This is a genomic window from Silvania hatchlandensis, from assembly GCF_025564065.1.
GTDB lineage: Bacteria > Pseudomonadota > Gammaproteobacteria > Enterobacterales > Enterobacteriaceae > Enterobacter > Enterobacter hatchlandensis.
In genome coordinates this window covers 1-22,973 of sequence record NZ_JAMGZK010000034.1, presented here as the reverse complement: position 1 = coordinate 22,973, position 22,973 = coordinate 1, and the positions used below count along the sequence as shown (strand labels likewise).

The following is a 22,973-nucleotide window of genomic DNA, read 5'->3' as shown; positions in this document are numbered from 1 at the left end:
CGTGTTACAAAAACAAGCCACTAACCACTTATAATTCATTTAGTTACATGATTTAAAATGGAAAAACATTCATGAAAAAGATGATTATCGCTTCACTTCTTCTCTCCAGCACCGCATGGGCCAGCCCGCAAATTATCGCTCACCGTGGCGGAACGGCCGATGCACCAGAGAATACGCTTCCGGCCATCACGCTGGCGCTGGAGAACCAGGCGCAAGCCATCTGGATAACCGTGCAGCTCAGCCGTGATGGCGTGCCCGTGTTGTATCGTCCCAGCGACTTGAGTGCGTTGACCACGGCGCAAGGAAAGGTTTCTCAGTACACCCAGGCCGAACTGGCGACATTTGATGCCGGGGCGAAAGGGAAAGTGAAAATGGCCGGGACGACAATCCCCACCCTGAAAGCGGTGCTTGAACGCTGGCCTGACGTCTCTTTCTACATTGATATTAAATCACCCGACGCAGACCCGTCAGAGATGGGCAAGCAGCTGCAAAACGTGCTTAAAGAGACCAACAGCCTGACGCGCGTTCGCGTCTACTCAACGGAAGATCGCTATCTGGATGCGCTGCCTGCCGAGGTGCCGCGCTTTGTGACCCGCAGTGAAACACGCACCCGGCTGGCGAATATCTCGCTGAATCACGTGTGTCAGACCCCGGCAAAGCAAATGGACGCTTACTGGTACGGGCTGGAGCTGAACCGCAAAGTGGAAGTGGTGGAAAAGTTCACCCTCGGCGAGGGTATCTCCCCGGCAACCCTGACGTGGGACAAAGAGGCGATGGACTGTTTCCGCTCCCAGGGTAATGCCCATGTGATCCTGCTTGGCGTCAATTCCGCCGAGGATTACCAGAAAGCACAAACCCTAGGGGCCGATGGGGTGATGGTGGACTCACCCACCCAGGCCAAAGCGTGGCAGAAGTAAAAAAAGGCCGCTTTAGCGGCCTGTTAATTTCAGAGGATCCTGTTCTGCTGGCGCTGTGCTTCTCGCGCCATACGCTTTTTACGCGCGTCGCAGGGCTCCGGGCAATCGCAAACCTTCTCCAGCCCCAGCGAGGCGATCCCACCGCAGCTGCCCTGAATGCTCTTGCGCTTAATCAGCCAGCCAAGCGACATGGCGAAGATCACCAGCACAAACACCGCAAAGGTCAGCAAAAAGGTCACCATCATCAGCCTCCGAAGTCATCGAGCATGATGTTGTCATCTTCCACACCGAGATCATGCAGCATCTTAATCACCGCAGCGTTCATCATTGGCGGCCCGCACATGTAGAACTCACAGTCTTCCGGGGCGGCGTGCTGCTTCAGGTAGTTTTCATACAGTACGTTGTGAATGAACCCGGTGTAGCCGGTCCAGTTGTCTTCCGGCAAAGGATCGGACAGCGCAATGTGGAAGCTAAAGTTCGGGTTGTCCCGCGCCAGCTGTTCGAACTCCTCCTGATAGAACATTTCGCGCAGCGAGCGCGCTCCGTACCAGAAGCTGATTTTACGCTGACTGCCGAGGCGCTTAAGCTGGTCGAAAATGTGCGAGCGCATCGGTGCCATCCCGGCACCGCCGCCGATAAAGACCATTTCGGCATCGGTCTCTTTGGCAAAGAACTCGCCAAACGGTCCGGAAATAGTGACTTTATCGCCCGCTTTCAGCGACCAGATATACGATGACATGATCCCCGGTGGGGCGTCCGGCACATTCGGCGGCGGCGTGGCGATACGCACATTAAGCATGATGATGCCCTTTTCATCCGGGTAGTTCGCCATTGAATAGGCGCGCAGCGTGGGCTCTTTTACCTCCGAGACAAAGCGGAACAGGTTAAATTTATCCCAGTCGCCGCGGTACTCGTCAGGCACGTCAAAGTCTTTGTACGCGACAGTATGTTCCGGGCACTCGATCTGAATGTAGCCCCCGGCACGGAACGGCACGTCTTCGCCATCGGGCACCCGCAGCTTGAGTTCTTTGATGAAGGTGGCTTTGTTATCGTTGGAGATAACCTCGCACTGCCACTTTTTCACCCCGAAGATCTCCTCCGGCAGTTCAATCTTCATGTTCTGGCGCACTGCCACCTGGCAGGCCAGCCGACAGCCCTCTTTCGCCTCACGCTTGCTGATGTGCGACAGCTCCGTCGGCAGGATATCCCCCCCGCCCTCTTTCACCGTGACCCGGCACTGCCCGCAGGAGCCGCCGCCGCCGCAGGCAGAAGAGATAAAAATGCCCTTTCCGGAGAGGGTGTTCAGCAGCTTGTCGCCCGCAGGCGCGCGGATCTGCTTATCCGCTTCGTCATTGATCTCGATGATCACATCGCCGGCGTTCACCAGCTTCGATCGCGCCAGCAGAATCAGTCCTGAGAGCACCAGCACGATCAGCGTGAACATCACCACGCCAAGAATAATTTCCATACTTTTTGCCCTTACAGCTGCACACCGGAGAAGGACATAAAGCCCAGCGCCATCAGACCGGTGGTGATAAAGGTGATCCCCAAGCCGCGCAACCCGGCCGGCACATTGGCATACTTCATTTTTTCGCGCAGTCCCGCCATGGCGACGATGGCCAGCATCCAGCCGATCCCGGAACCGAAACCGTACACCACCGACTCGGTGAAGTTGTAGTCACGCTGCACCATAAACGACACGCCGCCAAAGATGGCGCAGTTCACTGCGATCAGCGGCAGGAAGATCCCCAGCGCCGTGTAGAGCGACGGGAAGTACTTATCGAGGATCATCTCGAGGATCTGCACCAGCGCCGCAATCACCCCGATGAAGGTAATGAAGTTGAGGAAGCTCAGATCAACACCGTCGACCAGCGCCCCGTCACGCAACACCAGATTAAACACCAGGTTGTTGATCGGGACGGCCAGCCCCAGCACCACCGTCACAGCAACGCCCAGGCCGAACGCCGTCGACACTTTTTTGGACACCGCGAGAAAGGTACACATCCCGAGGAAGAACGCGAGCGCCATGTTTTCGACAAATACCGCACGCACAAACAGGCTAAGGTAATGAGCCATCGTCGGTTACTCCTTTTCCTGCTGTTCAGGACGCCAGGTTCTCACCGCCCAGATCAGCAAACCGATAATGAAGAACGCGCTGGGTGCCAGCAGGAACAGGCCGTTTGGCAGATACCAGCCACCGTTTTGTACGGTATCAAGCACGGTAATGCCGAACAGCTTGCCGCTGCCGATCAGCTCGCGCAGGAAACCGACCGTCAGCAGGATCACCCCGTAGCCGAGGCCGTTACCTATACCGTCCATAAAGCTGGCCAGCGGCGGCATTTTCATGGCATAGGCTTCTGCGCGCCCCATCACGATACAGTTGGTGATGATCAGGCCCACAAACACCGACAGCTGTTTTGAGGTTTCGTAGGCAAACGCTCGCAGCAGCTGATCTACCACGATCACCAGCGAGGCGATGATCGCCATCTGCACGATGATGCGCACGCTGTTGGGGATGTGGTGGCGGATCATTGAGATAAACATGCTGGAAAACGCCGTCACCAGCGTTACCGCCAGGGTCATGACCACGGCGGTTTCCAGTTTGGTGGTCACCGCCAGCGCCGAACAGACCCCCAGCACCTGCAGGGTAATTGGGTTATTGGCAATCAGCGGCCCGATAAGTACCCGTTTAACTTCTTTCAGTTCGCTCGCATCAGCCATTATTCAGCTCTCCTTCACGTACCTTTTTAAGAAAGGGTCCAAAACCCATCTCGCCCATCCAGAAGGTAAAGCTGTGCTGCACGCCGTTGGAGGTCAGCGTGGCACCCGACAGGCCATCGACAGCATACTCATCGCCCGGACGCGCGGCCCCTTTCATTACCTTCAGCGCGGGTTGGCCTTTGTCATCCAGCACTTTTTTGCCGATGAACTGTGCCCGCCAGGCCGGATTTTCGATTTCTCCGCCCAGCCCCGGGGTTTCGCCCTGATCGTAATACGTGATGCCCTTGACGGTACGGCCATCGGTGTCGAGGGCAACAAAGGCGTACATCATGGACCACAGCCCGTTGCCGTAAACCGGCAGGACTATCTCCTGCACGCGCTGCTGTTCATCGCGCACCAGATAGATTTCGGCGGTGTTGCTGCGGCGCTTGATGCCTGCTGGATCCTGGCTGGCCTCCAGTTCGGTACTACGCTGTGGATCTTTCAGCGCCTGTGACTGGTTATACGTAGACGGCTCGCGGTCGAGCAACTCGCCGGTTGCCAGATCCACCAGCCGCGGCGTAATGCGGGCGGCGAAGGTTTGCGCCACATCATCGGCGCTCATTTCACCCTGCATCAGTCCGGCAACCGCCAGAATGTTGCGCTGCTTATCGAGTGCGCGCTGTTCCTGCTGGCGGGACTTGAGGCCCACGGCAGAACCCGCCACCACGATGGAGCAGACCAGACACAGCACCACGACCACCAACAGCGTCTTGCCGATGCTGTCATTATTTTTTATCTCAGCCACGCGCCTTCCTCCGTTTGATGTTGGCACGCACCACCAGGTAATCGAACAGCGGCGCAAACAGGTTGGCGAACAGGATCGCCAGCATCATCCCTTCCGGATAGGCCGGGTTGACGACGCGGATAAGCACGCACATCCCGCCGATCAACGCCCCGTAGCACCATTTGCCTTTGTCGGTAAAAGATGCGGAAACCGGGTCGGTGGCCATAAACATCATCCCGAAGGCGAAGCCCCCCAGCACCAGATGCCAGTACCACGGCATGGCGAACATCGGATTGGTGGTCGAACCGATCAGGTTAAACAGCGTTGCGGTGAGGATCATGCCGAGCATGACGCCCGCTACAATGCGCCAGGAAGCGACGCGGCCAAACAGAATAATGGCGCCGCCAATCAGGATCATCAGCGTGGAGACTTCACCGATCGAGCCCGGGATGGTGCCGATAAACGCATCAAACCAGCTGACTGGTTGACCGGTCGCGTTATTAACCAGTGCTTCACCGCCGTGGGCAGCCCATTGCGAGAGCGGCGTGGCGCCAGAGAACCCGTCCGCCGCCGTCCAGACCAGATCGCCGGAAATTTGCGCCGGGTAGGCAAAGAACAGGAACGCACGTCCGGCCAGCGCCGGATTGAGGAAGTTACGCCCGGTGCCGCCGAAGATCTCCTTGGCGATCACCACGCCAAAGCTGATCCCCAGGGCCGCCTGCCACAGGGGCAACGTCGGCGGGACAATCAGGGCAAACAGGATCGAGGTGACAAAGAAGCCTTCGTTGATCTCATGTTTACGCACGATGGCAAACAGTACTTCCCAGAAGCCGCCGACCAGAAATACCGTCAGATAAATGGGCAGGAAGTAGACTGCCCCCAGCGTCATCATGCTGATCCAGCCAGCGTCGGCAGCAAAGCTGACGCCGAGCATCTGCGCGACCCGGTAGTGCCAGTCGCCCGCGATAACCTGCTGCAGCTGCTGGGCGTCATACAGATGATGCAGAGCCGGGATGGTCTGCAACCCGACGTTGTACATCCCCCAGAACATGGCCGGGAAGACGGCGAACCAGACGAGGATCATCATGCGCTTCAGGTCGATGGCGTCACGCACATGCGCGGCGCCTTTGGTGACCTGGCCGGGCGTATAGAGGAGCGTGGCGGTCGCTTCAAACAGCGGGTAATACTTTTCCAGCTTGCCGCCGTGGGTAAAATGCGGCTCCAGTTTTTCAATGAGATGTTTCAGGCCCATCAGTTATCCTTCCTGCTCAATGCGGGTTAACACCTCGCGCAATACGGGTCCGTACTCGTATTTACCCGGGCAAACGTAGGTGCATAGCGCCAGATCTTCTTCATCCAGCTCAAGGCAGCCCAGCGCCTGGGCGCTGTCGGTATCGCCCGCCAGCAGATCGCGCAGCAGCATCGTCGCCAGAATGTCGAGCGGCATCACGCGTTCGTAGTTGCCGATAGGCACCATTGCCCGCTCGCCGCCGTTGGTATCCGTTGAGAAGTTGAACAGCTTGTTACGCAGGAAATGGCCCACCGTGGTACGGGTCACAGAGAATTTTTCTCTGCCCGGCATCACCCAACCGAACAGTTCTTTTTCGCGCCCCTCTTTCACCACACAGACCTGCAGATGGAAACGCCCGAGATACGCCTGTGCACCCATCGCCTGTCTGCCGCTCAACACTGAGCCCGAAATATGACGGTTATCGCCGTCCTCGGTTTCGGCCACCAGCAGTTCATTAATATCCGCCCCAAGGCAGGTACGCACCAGTCGCGGGTTGCGCATCTGTGGGCCGCCCAGGGCAATCACCCGCTCGGTGCACAGCTGCCCGGTGGTGAACAGTGTGCCGATGGCGATCGCGTCCTGATAGTTGAGATGCCAGACCTGCTTCGTCTGACTGACCGCTTCCAGAAAATGGATATGCGTCCCCACCAGTCCCGCCGGATGCGGCCCGGTAAAGGTATTAAAGGTCACTTTACCCTGCGGATGACCGCCAAGCTTGCCGCCATTGGCCTGGCAGACGTGGACTCTACCGTCCGTCAACCGCGTGAGCACCGTCAGCCCGGCGTCAAACGCCTGGCGCTGAGCCAGAATGATCGGCTGCGGGTCGGCGCTGAGCGGATTGGTGTCCATCGCGGTGACAAAGATAGCGGCAGGAACGGTGCCGGGCACCGGGGTTTTGCTGTAAGGACGGGTACGCAGCGCCGTCCAGAGTCCGGATTCAAGCAGCTGCGATTGCACCGCATCACGGCTGAGCGTGGGCAGATCGGCGCTATCATGGCGGGCAAACTCGCGCTGCTCATCGCCTTCAAGACGGATGACGACCGACTGGAGTACCCGACGCTCGCCACGATGGATAGCACTCACCGAGCCGCTTGCCGGTGCGGTGAAAATGACGCCGGGATTTTTTTTATCCTCAAACAGCGCCTGACCTTTCATCACGCGGTCGCCTTCCTGCACCAGCATGGTGGGACGCATACCGATGTAGTCATCCCCAAGAATCGCCACATGACGCGGTGATGCGCCCGGTAAAATCTGCTGGACGGGGATGCCCGCAATGGGCAAATCAAGTCCTTTTCTGATTTTAATCATAATGTTAGTTAGTATCCATGAACAACAGTCCCGGTCGGAAAGCCGGATAGATAAACATCGTTGCACAGGAGAAGAAAGGCGGCGGGAACTCACCCCTATGACCAGCTGGATCGTGCGATCCTGAGAAAAGCTTCCTTTCTTGACCTTCGGTCTTAAGACCGGCGCAGTGTAGCATTTTCACCCATCGGGCGGCACGGATAACGCAGCGGCAGGGGAGTAAAATGCGAGCTATTGCGCAAAGTTCTCAAAGCCAGCGCCGCCAATCCAGGTTATAAGGTGAAACTATTTTGTAAACCGACACGTTGACCCTTGCGAAAAAATGCAGTGGTGCTAATGTGAGCAGCCCTGATACAGATAAATCTTATTTCGGGTCTCTTTTGCCGTCCTGGCAAGTTGGTTATGTTTTATCAAGGAACATGTTGTATGCGTAAAATCGCATTGTTCATTGCGATGCTTCTTATTCCGTGCGTTTCGTTTGCAGGGCTGCTCAGCAGCAACAGCTCCACGACGCCGGTGAGTAAAGAATACAAACAGCAGTTGATGGGCTCTCCGGTCTATATCCAGATCTTTAAGGAAGAGCGCACGTTAGACCTGTTCGTGAAGATGGGTGAGACGTATCAGCTGCTCGACAGCTATAAAATCTGCAACTACTCCGGCGGCCTGGGTCCGAAACAGCGTCAGGGCGATTTCAAAAGCCCGGAAGGATTCTATAGCGTTCAGCGTAACCAGCTCAAACCCGACAGCCGCTTCTATAAAGCCATCAACATCGGTTTCCCGAATGCCTATGACCGCGCGCACGGCTATGACGGTAAATATTTGATGATCCACGGCGCGTGCGTTTCAGTGGGTTGTTATGCGATGACCGATAACGGCATTGATGAGATCTTCCAGTTTGTCACGGGTGCGCTGGTCTTCGGGCAGTCTGCCGTGCAGGTAAGCATCTATCCGTTCCGCATGACTGACACCAATATGCAGCGCCACAGAACGTCGTATTACGCGGATTTCTGGAAGCAGCTGAAGCCGGGTTATGACTACTTCCAGCAAACGCATAAGCCGCCGACGGTCTCGGTGGTAGACGGACGTTACGTGGTCAGCAAGCCGCTGAGCCACGAAGTCGTCCAGCCCCAGCTGGCGTCAAATTACGCGCTCCCCGAGACAAAATAAGATCCACTCGCCTGGCATGATTTTTTGCCAGGCTTCATTGCCCGTCAGCGGCTGAGTGGCAATTACCGTCACCACATCGTTTGGTGTGGTTTCGGTCTGAAAATCAATCTCCACGTCCTGATCCAGCAGTTTTGCCACGCCGAACGGCGCCCGCCGGGTGATCCAGAACAGGTTCGTCGAGCAGAACGCCATCACGTACCGCCCATCCGACAACAGCATGTTAAATACGCCCTTCTCGCGCAGCTCAGACGCCAGCGAGGCAATGTATTTAAATACTGCGGTCATGTTGCCCGGCGTGCGCGGATAGCGCTCGGTCAGCTTATGCAGCAGCCAGCAAAACGCCTTCTCACTGTCAGTTTCACCTACCGGACGAAAATTGCCGGTCTCAAGTGTCTTATAGCCTGTCAGCTGGCCGTTATGGGCGTAGGTCCAGTTGCGTCCCCACAGCTCGCGGGTAAACGGATGGGTATTCTCCAGCGCCACTTCGCCCCGGTTGGCCTGACGAATATGGGCCACCACCGAGCGGGATTTAATCGGGTAATCCTGCACCAGTTTGGCGATTGGTGAATTAAAGCTGGGTTGTGGATCCTTGAACGTGCGACAGCCTTTCCCTTCGTAGAAGGTAATGCCCCAGCCGTCTTTATGCGGCCCGGTTCCTCCACCGCGCTGCACCAGCCCGGTGAAACTAAAGCAGATATCGGTCGGCACATTGGCGCTCATCCCGAGCAGTTCGCACATACATTACCTCCACAACTGCGGGGGCAATGCGCCCCCGGCGAAGTCTTACTTAACCATCTCTTTTTCGATTAACTGGATCAGGATATGGATCACTTTGATGTGAATTTCCTGAACACGGTCAGCGTAACCGAAATGAGGCACGCGAATTTCGATATCCGCAGAACCCGCCATTTTGCCGCCGTCTTTGCCGGTCAGGGTGATCACTTTCATCCCCTTCTCACGCGCGGCTTCAATCGCTTTGATCACGTTGGCGGAGTTGCCAGAGGTGGAGATCCCCAGCAGAACATCCCCTTCACGGCCCACGGCTTCGACATAACGCGAGAAGATGTGATCGTAACCGAAATCATTGCCCACGCAGGAGATGTGGCTGACATCAGAGATGGCGATGGCCGGATAGCCCGGACGGTTTTCACGATAACGGCCAGTTAACTCTTCGGCGAAGTGCATGGCGTCACAGTGGGAGCCACCGTTGCCGCAGGAGATCACTTTACCGCCCGCTTTAAAGCTGTCGGCCAGCAGGACCGCCGCGCGCTGAATCGCATGAATATTGGCTTCATCTTTCAGAAAGTTAGCCAGCGTCTCCGCCGCTTCGTTCAGTTCGTTACGAATAAGATCCTGGTACATGAGGATAATCCTTCAGTATTGATGAAATAACCCAGCAAGTTTACCGGATAGCGGTAAAAGCGAGAAGCTAAAGCCGTGGGAAACGACGGCCGTTTTGTTTTTTTGTGCCGGGCAAAACCTGAACAATGTGAACCAGGTTGTAATTATTTTGTGAATGCATTGCTAAAAGAAATAACATCCACTACAACCATATCATCACAAGTGGTCAGACCTCCTACAAGACAGGGAGCTTTTTTCTATGATGATTCTCAGTATTTTCTTAACTGTTGTTCTGCTCGGCGTGCTGTTCTATCACCGGGTCAGCTTGCTTCTGAGCAGCCTTATTTTACTGGCGTGGACCGCTGCGCTTGGCGTAAGCGGCATCTGGAATATCTGGGTGCTGGTTCCGCTGGCGATTATGCTGGTGCCGTTCAACATCACCTCCATGCGTAAGTCGATGATTTCCGTGCCGGTCTTTCGCGGTTTCCGCAAAGTGATGCCGCCGATGTCGCGCACTGAAAAAGAGGCGATCGACGCGGGCACCACCTGGTGGGAAGGCGAGCTGTTCCAGGGGAATCCTGACTGGAAAAAGCTGCACAACTATCCACAGCCGCGTCTGACTGTTGAAGAGCAGGCGTTTATCGACGGTCCGGTTGAAGAAGCCTGCCGCATGGCAAACGACTTCCAGATCACCCATGAAATGGCCGATCTGCCGCCGGAACTGTGGGCGTATCTGAAAGAACATCGCTTCTTTGCGATGATCATTAAGAAAGAGTACGGTGGCCTGGAGTTCTCTGCTTATGCTCAGGCGCGTGTGCTGCAAAAACTGGCAGGCGTCTCCGGGATCCTCGCCATCACCGTCGGCGTGCCGAACTCATTAGGCCCGGGCGAACTGCTGCAACATTACGGCACCGAAGAGCAAAAAAATCATTATCTGCCGCGTCTGGCCCGCGGTCTGGAAATTCCGTGCTTCGCGCTGACCAGCCCAGAAGCGGGTTCCGATGCGGGTGCCATTCCGGATACCGGCGTGGTCTGTATGGGCGAGTGGCAGGGAGAACAGGTGCTGGGTATGCGCCTGACCTGGAACAAGCGCTACATTACGCTGGCGCCGATTGCCACCGTACTGGGCCTGGCCTTTAAACTCTCTGACCCGGACAAACTGCTGGGCGATGAAGAGGATATGGGCATTACCTGTGCGCTGATCCCAACCGCCACACCGGGCGTTGAGATTGGTCGTCGCCACTTCCCGCTGAATGTGCCGTTCCAGAACGGCCCAACCCGTGGCGAAGATATCTTCGTGCCGATTGATTACATCATTGGTGGTCCGAAAATGGCCGGTCAGGGCTGGCGCATGCTGGTGGAATGCCTGTCCGTGGGTCGCGGCATTACCCTGCCGTCAAACTCAACCGGCAGTCTGAAATCAGTGGCAATGGGGATCGGTGCATACGCCCATATCCGCCGCCAGTTCAAAATCTCCATCGGCAAGATGGAAGGGATTGAAGAGCCGCTGGCGCGTATCGCGGGCAATGCCTATGTGATGGATGCTGCGGCGTCGCTCATTACTTACGGAATTATGCTCGGCGAAAAACCGGCGGTACTGTCAGCCATCGTGAAGTATCACTGTACCCACCGTGCGCAGCAATCGATCATTGATGCGATGGATATCGCCGGCGGTAAAGGCATTATGCTCGGCGAAGGCAACTTCCTGGCCCGCGGCTATCAGGGCGCGCCGATTGCCATCACCGTAGAAGGGGCAAATATTTTGACCCGAAGCATGATGATCTTCGGTCAGGGTGCCATCCGCTGCCATCCGTACGTGCTGGCAGAGATGGACGCCGCGCAGAATAACGATGTGGATGCCTTCGATAAACTGTTGTTCAAACACATTGGCCATGTGGGCAGCAATAAAGTGCGCAGCTTCTGGCTGGGTCTGACCCGCGGTTTGACCAGCGCCACGCCAACCGGCGATGCGACCCGCCGCTACTACCAGCATCTGAACCGTCTGAGCGCCAACCTTGCGCTGCTCTCTGACGTGTCGATGGCCGTACTTGGCGGCAGCCTGAAGCGTCGGGAACGTATCTCCGCGCGTCTGGGCGATGTATTGAGCCAGATTTACCTCGCCTCAGCGGTGCTGAAACGCTACGACGATGAAGGCCGTCATGAAGCCGATCTGCCGCTGGTTCACTGGGGTGTGCAGGATGCGCTGTATCAGGCGGAACAGGCGATTGACGATCTGCTGGTCAACTTCCCGAATCGTCTGGTGGCAGGTGCGCTGCGCATGGCTATCTTCCCGACCGGTCGTCACTATCTGGCACCGTCCGATAAGCTGGATCATAAAGTGGCGAAGATCCTGCAGGTTCCAAGTGCCACCCGTTCCCGTATTGGTCGCGGCCAGTATCTGACCCCGAGTAAGCACAACCCGGTCGGTCTGCTGGAAGAGGCGCTGCTGGACGTGATGGCGGCCGACCCGATTCATCAGAAAATTTGTAAACAGCTGGGTAAAAACCTGCCGTTTACCCGCCTGGACGAGCTGGCAAAACACGCGCTGGCGGGCGGTATTATCAGCCAGGACGAAGCTGGCTTGCTGATTAAGGCCGAAGAGAGCCGTCTGCGCAGCATTAACGTGGATGACTTCGAGGCTGATGAACTGGCGACACAGCCGGTAAAGCTGGCGGAGAACATCCGCAAACCTGAAGCCGCATGACCCCCATCAGTGCCCACCAACCCCGTCTCGTGCGGGGTTTTTTATTGCCACCCTTTTGTCTAATTGTCGTGCTACAGTGTGAAAATGTGGTCCTTCGAGGAGTCTTACTGTGCCTGGTTTGAAGATTACGCTTTTGCAACAACCGCTGGTGTGGATGGATGGTCCCGCCAACCTGCGCCATTTCGATCGTCAGCTGGAAGGGATAGTCGGGCGCGACATTATTATCCTGCCAGAGATGTTCACCACCGGCTTCGCCATGGAGGCGGCAAAGAAGTCGATGCCGCAGGACGATGTCGTCGCCTGGATGCAGGCCAAAGCGCAGCAAACCCAGGCGTTAGTCGCGGGTAGCGCAGCGCTGCAGACCGAGCGCGGGCCGGTAAACCGATTTCTGCTGGTTGAGCCAGAGGGCAAGGTGCATTTCTACGACAAGCGCCACCTGTTCCGCATGGCCGACGAGCATCAGCACTATGAAGCGGGCAACGAAAGACTGGTGTTTGAGTGGCGCGGCTGGCGCATTCTGCCGCTGGTCTGCTATGACCTGCGCTTCCCGGTGTGGTCGCGTAACCGCAACGATTACGACCTTGCGCTGTATGTCGCTAACTGGCCAGCACCGCGATCGCTGCACTGGCAGGCGCTGCTGACGGCGCGCGCCATTGAGAACCAGGCGTATGTCGCAGGCTGCAATCGGGTAGGCACCGATGGCAATGGTCATCACTATCGTGGTGACAGCCGGGTAATTAACCCGCAGGGCGAGATTATTGCCACCGCTGAGCCACATCATGCAATACGCATTGACGCAGAGCTGTCGCTGACGGCGCTTAGAGAGTATCGGGAGAAGTTTCCTGCCTGGCAGGATGCAGATCCGTTTAGCATCGGGTAATGACATAACGGGCAGCGCATGCGTCTGCCCGATTTCATGACGCGCTGAAACGACAAAGGCCTGAGTCATTGCTGACTCAGGCCTTTTGAATAGTGGCGGAACGGACGGGACTCGAACCCGCGACCCCCTGCGTGACAGGCAGGTATTCTAACCGACTGAACTACCGCTCCACTGTGTTCCGTTGGGAACGAGGCAGATATTACGGTTTGCCTCCGATCCCGTCAATGCTTTTTCTCTGCTTTTGAATCACTTGCTGCAAAATTGCGCCATACGCTTATTTTGTCAGCACTTCAGCCGCATTTAACCGCGCCAGAGGCAGCTTCCGCCCTTCTTTTGCACCAGGTCCAGGCGAGATTCATGCGCCATGAGCTCTTCATCGCTGGCTAAAATAACGCGTAAGGCATTTGCCTGACGGACAATGCGTTGGATCCCGCCTTCATTAAGCTGCTGCTGCGCGTCGCTGTCAGAACTAAACGACAGCGCGGTCTGACCGCCGGTCATCAGCAGGTAGACATCTGCCAGGATCTGGGAATCGAGCAGTGCCCCGTGCAGCGTTCGCTTGCTGTTATCTATTTCATAGCGCGAGCATAACGCATCCAGACTATTACGCTTGCCGGGGAACATCTTCCTCGCCATCGCCAGGCTGTCCGTCACCTTACAGAAGGTGTCGGTCTTTGGCAGGCCACGGTCGAGCTTGTTAAACTCGTAGTCCATAAAGCCGATATCGAACGAGGCGTTATGGATGACAAGCTCGGCACCTTTGATGTACTCGATGAATTCATCGGCGACGTCAGCAAAGGTGGGTTTATCCAATAAGAATTCATCTGCGATGCCGTGAACGCCAAAGGCTTCCGGGTCCACCAGCCGATCCGGTTTCAGGTAAACGTGAAAGTTATTCCCCGTCAGACGGCGGTTGATAACCTCGACGGCACCGATCTCGATGATTTTATGCCCTTCATAATGGGCACCGATCTGATTCATACCGGTGGTTTCGGTATCGAGGACGATGATCCTGTCAGCGCTAAGTGTGTCTGCAATGCTCATTCTGTAGGCCTGTTCTTTTCAACGGCGATATTGTAAACAACCTGGCCGGGCCTTCAAGGGCTAATTCGCCGCGCCTCTATTTTGCTGTGCTGAGGACGGCCATTTATGTCAGACTTGCCGTTTTCATTACAGGATGTCTGCCAGGATGCGTAAACAGGTAGAAATTTACACCGACGGTTCTTGCCTCGGCAATCCGGGCCCCGGGGGTTACGGTGCGATCATACGGTATCGCGAACATGAAAAAACCTTCAATGAAGGCTATCGCCTGACCACCAATAACCGCATGGAGTTAATGGCGGCGATTGTGGCGCTCGAGGCCCTGAAAGAGCACTGTGATGTGGTGCTGAGCACGGACAGCCAGTATGTGCGCCAGGGGATCACCCAGTGGATCCATAACTGGAAAAAGCGCGGCTGGAAAACGGCCGATAAAAAACCGGTTAAGAATGTTGATCTCTGGCAGCGCCTGGATGCGGCGCTCAGCGAGCATAAGATCCAGTGGGAGTGGGTAAAAGGCCATGCCGGTCACCCTGAAAACGAACGTTGCGACGAGCTGGCGCGCGCGGCGGCCATGAATCCACAGCATGAAGATGTAGGTTATAAGCCGGAAGCCTGATCAGGGCTTACGATACTGGCGCGTGGCGCCCACGGCGGCACGCAGCTGCGTCCTGGATTTACTTTGCTTCATTGGATTGAGCGTAAGAGGGACCGTTCGCTTGCGCGCCACGATCACCTGCATGCAGCCCAGTGCCGGAAAATGGGTGCTGAGCATCTTCCCGCCCTGCCGCGTCCACGGCAAGACCTGAAAACCACTCTGGTGCATCACCTCAAAGTTGAGCAGCGAGAGCCAGTCCAGCTGCCGCATCAGAGTGAACATGCGGCTGTTGTAAGGCGGCGTGCGGCGCAGCACCGGCACCAGCTTGCGCATACCCATCAGACTCATCGGATTAAAGCTGCTGATCACCAGCCATCCGTCATCAATCAGCACCCGGTCGGCCTCGCGTAATAAACGATGCGGATCCTCGCACCACGGCAATGAATGCGCCAGCAGGCAAGCATCAACGGATTTTTCAGCAAACGGCAGATGCAGCGGATCGGCTTTGACCTGCACTGGTTCTCCCCCTAGCGAGACATTGACCTGATGTGAAATCGCGCAGCTTTCCGAGTTGATTTCCGCGCTCAGATTGCCAATCTTAAGCAGGTGAAAACCATACATTTTCGCAAACCAGGGCTTAAGCTGCTGCTCAAGCGCTTCGCGATAGTATTCGCCCCAGGGCAATTCCGCCCAGTGTTCCGGTGCGATAACAATCTGAGGTATCCTTGCCGGTTTCATCAAACACTCGCCACGCTATGAGAGGTAATGTATGAATCTTATCAGTATTCCTGCTTTTCAGGACAATTACATCTGGGTTTTAACCAATGATGAAGGTCGTTGCATTATTGTCGACCCGGGCGAGGCTGAACCGGTATTAAACGCCATTGAAGACAACCAGTGGCAGCCGGAGGCGATTCTGCTGACTCACCACCATCGCGATCACGTCGGTGGCGTAGCGGCACTGCGGGCGAAATTTCCGCATCTGGGGGTTTACGGACCGGCAGAGACACAAGATAAAGGGGTAACGCGCGTAGTTGAAGATGGCGAAAAGATCGTCATTCTTATGTTGGAATTTTCTGTAATTGCTACACCGGGTCACACTTCCGGACATATTTCGTTCTTCAGTTTTCCTTATCTTTTCTGTGGCGATACGATGTTCTCTGGCGGCTGTGGTCGGTTGTTCGAAGGCACGCCAACCCAGATGTACCAGTCCTTCCAGAAAATTAATGCGCTTCCTGACGATACTTTGATTTGTTGCGCGCATGAATACACTTTAGCAAATATGAAGTTTTCGAGGCACATCCTGCCAGAGGATCGCGCAATTGAGGATTATTACCTTAAAGTGAAGGAGTTACGTGCAAAACAACAAAACACACTCCCCGTAACTCTGAAAAATGAGCGTAAAACAAATTTATTTTTAAGAACCAATGATATTGATTTAATTAATAAAATTAACGAAGAAACAAATATGCAACAACCTGAGGACCGTTTTGCGTGGTTAAGGGCAAAGAAAGACGTGTTCTGACAATTGCGGGTTGCCTTTTGAAAAATTCGTCGTTATCATCGCTCGTCTTTTAAGCAACTATTGACACACACATGAAGGCAAAAGCGATATTACTCGCCTCTGTCCTGCTTGTGGGTTGCCAGGCGTCTCAAAACACCGGCAACGTACAACAGCACGCACAGAGCCTTTCTGCAGCTGGTCAAGGGGAAGCAGGGAAGTTTACAAGTCAATCGCGATGGGCAGACGATGGGACGTCTTTCGCACAGGATCAAGACTTGTGGGCCTCTATTGGCGACGAGCTAAAGATGGGAATTCCGGATAACAGCCGGATTCGCGAACAGAAACAGAAGTATTTAAGCAATAAGAGCTATCTCCACGATGTAACTTTACGGGCAGAGCCGTATATGTACTGGATAGCAGGGCAAGTTAAGAAACGTAACATGCCTATGGAACTGGTACTACTACCCATAGTGGAGAGCGCTTTTGACCCGCACGCAACGTCTGGTGCCAATGCCGCAGGGCTTTGGCAGATCATACCGAGCACTGGGCGAAATTATGGATTGAAACAGACCCGCAGCTACGATGCGCGTCGTGATGTGGTCGCTTCGACGACTGCCGCTCTCGACATGATGCAACGTCTGAACAAGATGTTTGACGGTGACTGGCTGCTTACTGTCGCTGCGTATAACAGCGGCGAGGGTCGTGTACTGAAGGCAATGAAAGCGAATAAAGCACGGGGCAAGCCCACCGACTTTTGGTCGCTTCCACTGCCACGGGAAACTAAGCTGTACGTACCGAAGATGCTGGCTTTGAGTGATATTCTCAAGAACAGCAAACAGTACGGCGTGAAGCTGCCGACTGCGGATGAAAGTCGTGCGCTGGCGAGAGTGCGTCTTAACAATCCTGTTGAACTGAAACAGATTGCGGATATGGCGGGCATCTCGGTCACCAAACTGAAGGCCTTTAATGCAGGTGTTAAAGGCTCTACGCTTGGTGCCAACGGGCCGAAGTATGTCCTGGTGCCACAGAAACACGCTGAACAGCTACGCGTATCGCTGGCTTCGGGTGAAATTGCTGCGGTTCAGTCTACGCTGATCGCCGATAATTCACCGGTTAACAGCCGTAGCTATCAGGTACGTTCAGGCGATACGCTTTCAGGCATCGCATCACGTCTTGGCGTGAGCACGAAGGATTTGCAGCAGTGGAATAATCTGCGCGGCTCTTCACTGAAAGTGGGTCAGGACCTGACGGTTGGCGCAGGTACAAGCGCGCAGCGTCTCGCCAGCAACAACGATAGTATTACCTATCGTGTGCGTAAAGGTGATTCGCTCTCCAGTATTGCGAAGCGTCACGGTGTGAACATCAAAGATGTGATGCGCTGGAACAGCGATACTGACAACCTGCAGCCTGGCGATCGGATCACGCTGTTTGTGAAGAACAACGCGACGCCGGATTCCTGATTTCAGAGACCGATATCAAAAAGGCACCGATTCCCCCGGTGCCTTTTTTGTTTATCCTGCTTTCTGGGCTTCTGCCAGGATCGTATCGCTAGTGAATGAGCCCTCTTCCTGCAGCTCAAAATAGGCTTTTACCTCGGCGGAGGCACTCTCCTGATACAGACGAATCCCCTGGCTCAACGCTTCAGGCGTGCGCATGCGCGCAATCCACGATGAAAACTCAAGGGTCAATCTGTCGGTCTGCAGCGATCGCGTAATCAACCCGGCATCGGTGAACATCGATAACCACTCGCCGCTGGAATAGTTGCGCACATGCGACGTATCGCGCAGCGCTTCGACCGTTTGTAACCACACATCACGAACCGGATGACCCGGCGACATGATATCCATAATAATCACCGTCCCACCCGGTTTCAGCACCCGCTTAACTTCACGCAGCGCCTGGCCGACGTCATGCCAGTGGTGAGCGGAGTAACGACTGATGACGACATCAAACGATTGATCGTCAAAGGGTAAGGATTCTGCATAACCCTGCCGGGTGGCGACATTTGCAAGCCCTTTCTCTTTGGCGGCCTCTGCCACAACCTCCAGCATCAGACTGGATAAATCGTATGCCGTTACCTGAGCGACCTGCTGCGCCGCCACAAAGCTGGCATGACCAGCACCACAGCCTAAGTCGAGCACACAAGCATTGGGAAAATCGGCCAGCCTTTCTGCCAGACGAACCAGATCGCGCCCGGATGCATGAACCGTGCTGGTGAGATAGGCCTTTGCCTGAGAGCCAAACTGTTTTTCGACGTTATCGTGATGGGACTGTGTTGTCATCTTGCTGTCCTTCGGTTTGTTGGAAAATAAAGGGCAGCACCTGCGCAGGCCTGCCCCATGGCAGACCTGACCGACCTTTATTTCTCAGGTTTGCCGGGACTGAATTCGACGAGTAGCGGATTGTGATCGGACGCGCGGGTGACCAGCACTGAGGCTTCAGTAACGTTCAGACCACGATAGAAGACAAAATCGAGAGGACGGCCAAACGCCTTTCGACGTTGGTCATCGGTAAAACGGACTTCGCGCAGCGACATCTCACGTGCAAAGCGATAAAGCGCATTCATGCGTGAACGGCTCCAGGCATTGAAATCACCGGCCATCACTACCGGACCACTGTGATGGGCGATCTGATCGCCAATAGGGAGCAATTGCTTACTGTAAACATCCACACCAAGGCTGAAATTGACCGCGTGAATATTCACCACCATCAACAGACGGGTATCCGGCAGCGGGTAGACGGTGACCAGCGCAGATTTAGCCAGCCGCAGGATCGGTTCACGTTCCCGCAGCGGGCAACAATAAACCGGATGGGCGGCAGAGAGGGTCATCACCCCCGACGGGTGCTGAGGCAGAACAAATGCCGGAACCTGGTCTGCGGCAAGATAGTTAGTGGTCGCAAACCTTACCAGTTCCGGCGTGGTTTGTGCTTCCTGCAACAACACGAGATGCGCATCCTTGCCGAAATTCTGCAGGACAGACAGCCATTCTGCGCGCTGCTGCTTAAAAATATTCCAGACCAGAACCCGTATTTTTGCATCACTACTTAACGGGGCCCCGGCGGGTAATGCCTGCCCGATGCTCGCAAACGACCCCGGAGGTAAGATTCTCTCCGCAGGCTGTCCGGCAATATAGCGCATAGCATAGGTATTTTTTCGCACTGTTTGAAACGACCTCTATCACCAAAACCCGTCCAGGAAATGGAACGGGTTCTATTGTTATAGGGTTTTCAGCTCACACTTTCAACGCAATTACCGAGAATCCGCTTTTCGGTTGTGTAAGCAAGTGCTTACTGCGAACTTATCCGAGCGCAACGAGAGCCGGTTTATCCAGGCGACCACTCAAACCAATCAGCAAAAATGCCGCGAGAACGATAACCGCACCAATCCACGGCGTTTGCGACAGGCCAAAGTGTTCCACCGTCTGGCCGCCAATAATAGACCCCAGCGCGATACCGACGTTAAACGCGGCAATATTCAATCCGGAAGCTACATCCACAGCGTTTGGCGTATACAACTCTGCTTTTTGCACCACGTAAACCTGTAACCCCGGCACGTTACCGAAGGCAAAAATCCCCATCACCAGTACCGTGGCCAGCGCGGCATACTGCATGGATGCAGTGAACTGGAAGACCAGCAGCAGAACAACCAGCGCAGCAAAAATGATCTTCAGTGCTGGAACTGCGCCATGTTTATCGGCCAGCTTACCGCCCCAGACGTTACCTATCGCCACCGACACGCCGTATCCCAGCAGGATCCAGCTTACTGCGCTCGGAGAGAACCCGGCCAGCTCCTGCATCATCGGCGCCAGAAAAGTAAAGGCGGTGAACACACCGCCGTAACCCAGCGCAGTGATGGCATAGATCATCAGCAGGCGTGGATGCGTCAGTACTTTCAGTTGGTCGCGCAAGGTCGCTGCCGCACGTCCCGGAATATTAGACGGGATCAGTACCAGGCTGCTTATCAACGCGATCACTCCAAGCAGAGAGACGGCAAGGAAGGTTTCACGCCAGCCAAAATGCTGCCCGATAAAAGTACCCAGCGGGACGCCGGTGACCAGCGCGACGGTTAACCCACCAAACATAATGGCAATGGCCGAGGCCGCCTTTTCCTTTGGCACCAGGCTTGTCGCGATTGTCGAGCCGATGGAGAAGAAGACTCCGTGAGCCAGCCCAGTTAACAGGCGGGCAACGATCAGCGTCGAATAATCGGGTGCCTGCCAGGCAAGAATATTGCCGGCAGTGAAGAGGACCATCAATCCCATCAACAGCTGTTTACGCGGTAGACGACCGGTCATTGCGGTGAGTACCGGCGCACCGATAGCCACCCCGAGAGCATAAATAGAAACCAGCAGACCCGCAGAGGGTAGCGAGATAGCAAGCTGGTCGGCGATGGTCGGTACCAGACCGACAATAACAAATTCGGTAGTGCCGATTGCAAAAGCACTGATGGTCAGGGCAAGGAGTGCCAGAGGCATATAAAACTCCGTATCAACAGGATTAAGATGACACGCAGTATGCGCCAGTGTTTAAATAACAAAAATGCTCAAAGTATCAATACAATTTTGCGGATTAAGCAACAATGAAAGCAACCTCTGAAGAACTGGCGATCTTTGTCGCCGTCGTTGAAAGCGGCAGCTTTAGTCGGGCCGCAGAGCAACTGGGTCAGGCCAACTCGGCGGTGAGCCGGTCAGTCAAAAAGCTGGAGATGAAGTTGGGGGTCAGCCTGCTTAACCGGACCACGCGTCAGCTTAGCCTGACCGAAGAAGGTGAGCGGTATTTTCGTCGGGTTCAGTCTATTTTGCAGGAGATGGCTGCCGCTGAAACAGAAATTATGGAGACACGCAGTACGCCACGGGGATTATTGCGCATTGATGCTGCCACGCCCGTCGTACTGCATTTCCTGATGCCGCTAATTAAACCTTTCCGCGAACGCTACCCGGAAATGACGCTTTCACTGGTCTCATCTGAGACGTTTATCAACCTGATTGAGCGCAAAGTGGATGTGGCGATCCGCGCCGGTACGCTGACCGATTCAAGCCTGCGGGCCCGCCCGCTGTTCGCCAGCTATCGGAAAATTATCGCGTCTCCGGCGTACATAGCCCGTTTTGGGCAGCCAAAGACGATTGAGGAGTTAAAAGAGCATCTGTGTCTGGGCTTTACGGAGCCGGTGTCACTGAATATCTGGCCCCTCGCCTGCCATGATGGGCAGCTGCATGAAGTGACCAGCGGTCTTTCTTCGAACAGTGGAGAGACGCTAAAGCAGCTGTGTCTGGCCGGGAACGGCATCGCCTGCCTGTCGGATTATATGATTAATAAGGAAATTGCGCGGGGCGAACTGGTAGAGCTGATGGCGGATAAACGGCTGCCGGTCGAGATGCCCTTTAGCGCGGTCTATTACAGCGACAGAGCGGTAAGTACCCGGATCCGGGCGTTTATCGACTTTCTGAGTGAGCATGTAAAACAGCTCCCGAAGGAGCTGTAAGAGGGTTAAGCGTACAGAGGGAGGGTTAAATTAATCCCACTTCGGTGCCAGGCCTTCCGGGCTCACCAGGCGATCGTTGCAATCGAGAGCGGCGATCGCTTTTTTATCCTCCTGATCCAGCTGTAGATCTTGTGCCAGCAGGTTGCTTGCCAGATTTTCCGGTTTGGTTGAAGAGGGGATCACGGCATACCCTTCTCCCATCGCCCAGGCCAGAATAACCTGTGCAGCGGTTGCGCTATGTTTTGCCGCAATACGCAGAATAGTTTCGTCTTTCAGTGCCTTACCGTACGCCAGCGTCATATATGAGGTGATGTGGATGCCGTGCTGCTGGGCCCATTCCACCACCTGACGGTTCTGCAGATAAGGTGAAAGCTCGATCTGATTCGTCGCGATATTTTCTGCGCCCACCGAAGCAATAGCCTTTTCCATCAATGGGATAGTGAAGTTTGAGATCCCAATTTCACGGGTCAGACCCTGCTTTTTCGCTGCCAGCAACGCTGACATGAACTCTTCTACCTCAACCGCATCATCTGGCGATGGCCAGTGGATCAAGGTGAGATCAACGTAATCGGTACGCATTTTTTTCAGGCTCTCTATCAGGCTGGGAACTAATTTCTCTTTGCTCAGGTTCTCAATCCAGATTTTGGTGGTAATAAATAGCGCATCGCGCGGGACGCCGCTCTCTGCGATTGCCTGACCGACGGCAGCTTCATTATCGTAGATCTGCGCCGTATCAATTGTACGGTAGCCCAGTTCGAGTGCATTTTTAACGGATGCGATAACAACCTCGTCTTTCAGGCGGAAAGTGCCGAGACCGAATGCAGGGATAGTCATTGAATTCCTCTTTTCTTTGTCGTGTTTGTTAACTAAGAGGATTATCTATGCTGTGGTTATGTGAAAAAAGAGGCGATTAAGCAGAGGATTTTTGCGTTTATAGCAATAATTGAACGACAGGCAAGAAAAAAGCCCTGAGCGTTAGCTCAGGGCTTTCAATAAGTGGCGGAACGGACGGGACTCGAACCCGCGACCCCCTGCGTGACAGGCAGGTATTCTAACCGACTGAACTACCGCTCCACCGAAGACTTCTGTAACCACCGGTTTATTGCCCCGGTTCACTACTTAATTTGATGCTTGGCAGTTCCCTACTCTCGCATGGGGAGACCCCACACTACCATCGGCGCTACGGCGTTTCACTTCTGAGTTCGGCATGGGGTCAGGTGGGACCACCGCGCTACAGCCGCCAGGCAAATTCTGTTTAT

At 55.0% G+C, this 22,973-nt stretch carries 22 protein-coding genes, 2 tRNA genes, 1 rRNA gene and 1 pseudogene; 8 read left to right on the top strand and 18 right to left on the bottom strand.

What is annotated here, in order from left to right:
- The first annotated feature begins 71 nt into the window (after nucleotides 1–71).
- Nucleotides 72–917 (top strand): glycerophosphodiester phosphodiesterase family protein, encoded by an 846-nt coding sequence (locus M8014_RS01420; protein ID WP_271280786.1) that lies wholly within the window; start codon nucleotides 72–74, stop codon nucleotides 915–917.
- 29 nt (nucleotides 918–946) lie between these two features.
- Here the strand turns inward: M8014_RS01420 and nqrM are convergent, their stop codons facing one another.
- From nqrM to M8014_RS01385, 7 genes are read right to left on the bottom strand one after another with little or no spacing between them, the layout of a single operon-like run.
- Nucleotides 947–1,162: a (Na+)-NQR maturation NqrM gene (nqrM, locus tag M8014_RS01415; protein ID WP_271280785.1), complete on the bottom strand. Its 216-nt coding sequence runs from the start codon at nucleotides 1,160–1,162 to the stop codon at nucleotides 947–949.
- Nucleotides 1,162–2,385, bottom strand: coding sequence for an NADH:ubiquinone reductase (Na(+)-transporting) subunit F (gene nqrF / locus M8014_RS01410; protein ID WP_271280784.1), 1,224 nt, complete (start codon nucleotides 2,383–2,385; stop codon nucleotides 1,162–1,164). The genes nqrM and nqrF overlap by 1 nt, the downstream gene beginning before the upstream one ends.
- Before the next feature lie 11 nt (nucleotides 2,386–2,396).
- Nucleotides 2,397–2,993 carry an NADH:ubiquinone reductase (Na(+)-transporting) subunit E gene (gene nqrE / locus M8014_RS01405; protein WP_271266459.1) on the bottom strand — a complete coding sequence of 199 codons (597 nt, stop codon included), beginning with the start codon at nucleotides 2,991–2,993 and terminating at the stop codon, nucleotides 2,397–2,399.
- 6 nt (nucleotides 2,994–2,999) lie between these two features.
- Nucleotides 3,000–3,638, bottom strand: a complete 639-nt coding sequence (locus M8014_RS01400; RefSeq protein ID WP_271280783.1) for an NADH:ubiquinone reductase (Na(+)-transporting) subunit D — start codon at nucleotides 3,636–3,638, stop codon at nucleotides 3,000–3,002.
- On the bottom strand, nucleotides 3,631–4,425 hold the full coding sequence (locus M8014_RS01395; RefSeq protein WP_271280782.1) for a Na(+)-translocating NADH-quinone reductase subunit C: 795 nt from the start codon (nucleotides 4,423–4,425) through the stop codon (nucleotides 3,631–3,633). Before M8014_RS01395 ends, M8014_RS01400 begins: the two co-directional genes overlap by 8 nt.
- Nucleotides 4,418–5,656 (bottom strand): NADH:ubiquinone reductase (Na(+)-transporting) subunit B, encoded by a 1,239-nt coding sequence (locus tag M8014_RS01390; protein WP_271280781.1) that lies wholly within the window; start codon nucleotides 5,654–5,656, stop codon nucleotides 4,418–4,420. The genes M8014_RS01395 and M8014_RS01390 overlap by 8 nt, the downstream gene beginning before the upstream one ends.
- A 3-nt stretch (nucleotides 5,657–5,659) precedes the next feature.
- Nucleotides 5,660–7,003, bottom strand: a complete 1,344-nt coding sequence (locus M8014_RS01385) for a Na(+)-translocating NADH-quinone reductase subunit A (protein WP_271280780.1) — start codon at nucleotides 7,001–7,003, stop codon at nucleotides 5,660–5,662.
- Between the two features lie 423 nt (nucleotides 7,004–7,426).
- Here M8014_RS01385 and dpaA point away from each other — a divergent pair, with 423 nt between their 5' ends.
- Nucleotides 7,427–8,167, top strand: a complete 741-nt coding sequence (dpaA, locus tag M8014_RS01380) for a peptidoglycan meso-diaminopimelic acid protein amidase (protein ID WP_271280779.1) — start codon at nucleotides 7,427–7,429, stop codon at nucleotides 8,165–8,167.
- Here the strand turns inward: dpaA and M8014_RS01375 are convergent.
- Both M8014_RS01375 and lpcA read right to left on the bottom strand, forming a co-directional pair.
- Entirely contained in the window at nucleotides 8,138–8,905 is a 768-nt protein-coding gene (locus M8014_RS01375) for a class II glutamine amidotransferase (protein ID WP_271280778.1), read from the bottom strand. The genes dpaA and M8014_RS01375 overlap by 30 nt on opposite strands.
- A 45-nt stretch (nucleotides 8,906–8,950) precedes the next feature.
- Nucleotides 8,951–9,529, bottom strand: a complete 579-nt coding sequence (gene lpcA, locus M8014_RS01370; RefSeq protein WP_154127537.1) for a D-sedoheptulose 7-phosphate isomerase — start codon at nucleotides 9,527–9,529, stop codon at nucleotides 8,951–8,953.
- Between the two features lie 238 nt (nucleotides 9,530–9,767).
- Here lpcA and fadE point away from each other — a divergent pair, with 238 nt between their 5' ends.
- Both fadE and M8014_RS01360 read left to right on the top strand, forming a co-directional pair.
- A complete protein-coding gene (gene fadE / locus M8014_RS01365; RefSeq protein ID WP_271280777.1) occupies nucleotides 9,768–12,212 on the top strand; it encodes an acyl-CoA dehydrogenase FadE in 2,445 nt (814 codons plus the stop codon).
- Between the two features lie 109 nt (nucleotides 12,213–12,321).
- On the top strand, nucleotides 12,322–13,092 hold the full coding sequence (locus M8014_RS01360) for an amidohydrolase (protein ID WP_271280776.1): 771 nt from the start codon (nucleotides 12,322–12,324) through the stop codon (nucleotides 13,090–13,092).
- A gap of 93 nt (nucleotides 13,093–13,185) precedes the next feature.
- On the opposite strand, the gene M8014_RS01355 is transcribed toward M8014_RS01360, so the two are convergent.
- Nucleotides 13,186–13,262, bottom strand: a tRNA-Asp gene (locus tag M8014_RS01355).
- Between the two features lie 130 nt (nucleotides 13,263–13,392).
- Nucleotides 13,393–14,136, bottom strand: a complete 744-nt coding sequence (gene dnaQ, locus M8014_RS01350; RefSeq protein WP_271280775.1) for a DNA polymerase III subunit epsilon — start codon at nucleotides 14,134–14,136, stop codon at nucleotides 13,393–13,395.
- Nucleotides 14,137–14,281: 145 nt separating this feature from the next.
- Between dnaQ and rnhA the strand changes: the two genes are divergently transcribed.
- Nucleotides 14,282–14,749, top strand: coding sequence for a ribonuclease HI (gene rnhA, locus M8014_RS01345; protein WP_271280774.1), 468 nt, complete (start codon nucleotides 14,282–14,284; stop codon nucleotides 14,747–14,749).
- Here rnhA and M8014_RS01340 read toward each other — a convergent pair whose 3' ends face one another.
- Nucleotides 14,750–15,466 (bottom strand): class I SAM-dependent methyltransferase, encoded by a 717-nt coding sequence (locus M8014_RS01340; RefSeq protein ID WP_271280773.1) that lies wholly within the window; start codon nucleotides 15,464–15,466, stop codon nucleotides 14,750–14,752. It abuts the gene before it with no gap.
- Nucleotides 15,467–15,497: 31 nt separating this feature from the next.
- On the opposite strand from M8014_RS01340, the gene gloB reads away from it, so the two are divergent.
- Both gloB and mltD read left to right on the top strand, forming a co-directional pair.
- Entirely contained in the window at nucleotides 15,498–16,253 is a 756-nt protein-coding gene (gloB, locus tag M8014_RS01335) for a hydroxyacylglutathione hydrolase (protein ID WP_271280772.1), read from the top strand.
- A 71-nt stretch (nucleotides 16,254–16,324) separates the two neighbouring features.
- Nucleotides 16,325–17,692: a murein transglycosylase D gene (gene mltD / locus M8014_RS01330; RefSeq protein WP_271280771.1), complete on the top strand. Its 1,368-nt coding sequence runs from the start codon at nucleotides 16,325–16,327 to the stop codon at nucleotides 17,690–17,692.
- Nucleotides 17,693–17,743: 51 nt separating this feature from the next.
- Here the strand turns inward: mltD and M8014_RS01325 are convergent, their stop codons facing one another.
- From M8014_RS01325 to M8014_RS01315, 3 genes are all read right to left on the bottom strand, one after another.
- Nucleotides 17,744–18,514: a class I SAM-dependent methyltransferase gene (locus tag M8014_RS01325; RefSeq protein ID WP_271280770.1), complete on the bottom strand. Its 771-nt coding sequence runs from the start codon at nucleotides 18,512–18,514 to the stop codon at nucleotides 17,744–17,746.
- Nucleotides 18,515–18,591: 77 nt separating this feature from the next.
- On the bottom strand, nucleotides 18,592–19,392 hold the full coding sequence (locus M8014_RS01320; protein WP_271280769.1) for an endonuclease/exonuclease/phosphatase family protein: 801 nt from the start codon (nucleotides 19,390–19,392) through the stop codon (nucleotides 18,592–18,594).
- 139 nt (nucleotides 19,393–19,531) lie between these two features.
- Nucleotides 19,532–20,707: an MFS transporter gene (locus M8014_RS01315; protein WP_271280768.1), complete on the bottom strand. Its 1,176-nt coding sequence runs from the start codon at nucleotides 20,705–20,707 to the stop codon at nucleotides 19,532–19,534.
- Between the two features lie 104 nt (nucleotides 20,708–20,811).
- Here M8014_RS01315 and yafC point away from each other — a divergent pair.
- Nucleotides 20,812–21,743 (top strand): annotated as a pseudogene (gene yafC / locus M8014_RS01310) (DNA-binding transcriptional regulator YafC).
- 1 nt (nucleotide 21,744) lies between these two features.
- Here the strand turns inward: yafC and dkgB are convergent.
- The 3 genes from dkgB to rrf all read right to left on the bottom strand — a co-directional run bounded on the left by dkgB (nucleotide 21,745) and on the right by rrf (nucleotide 22,959).
- Nucleotides 21,745–22,548, bottom strand: a complete 804-nt coding sequence (gene dkgB / locus M8014_RS01305) for a 2,5-didehydrogluconate reductase DkgB (RefSeq protein WP_271280766.1) — start codon at nucleotides 22,546–22,548, stop codon at nucleotides 21,745–21,747.
- A 163-nt stretch (nucleotides 22,549–22,711) separates the two neighbouring features.
- Nucleotides 22,712–22,788, bottom strand: a tRNA-Asp gene (locus M8014_RS01300).
- Nucleotides 22,789–22,843: 55 nt separating this feature from the next.
- Nucleotides 22,844–22,959, bottom strand: a 5S ribosomal RNA gene (gene rrf, locus M8014_RS01295).
- Nucleotides 22,960–22,973: the final 14 nt, after the last annotated feature.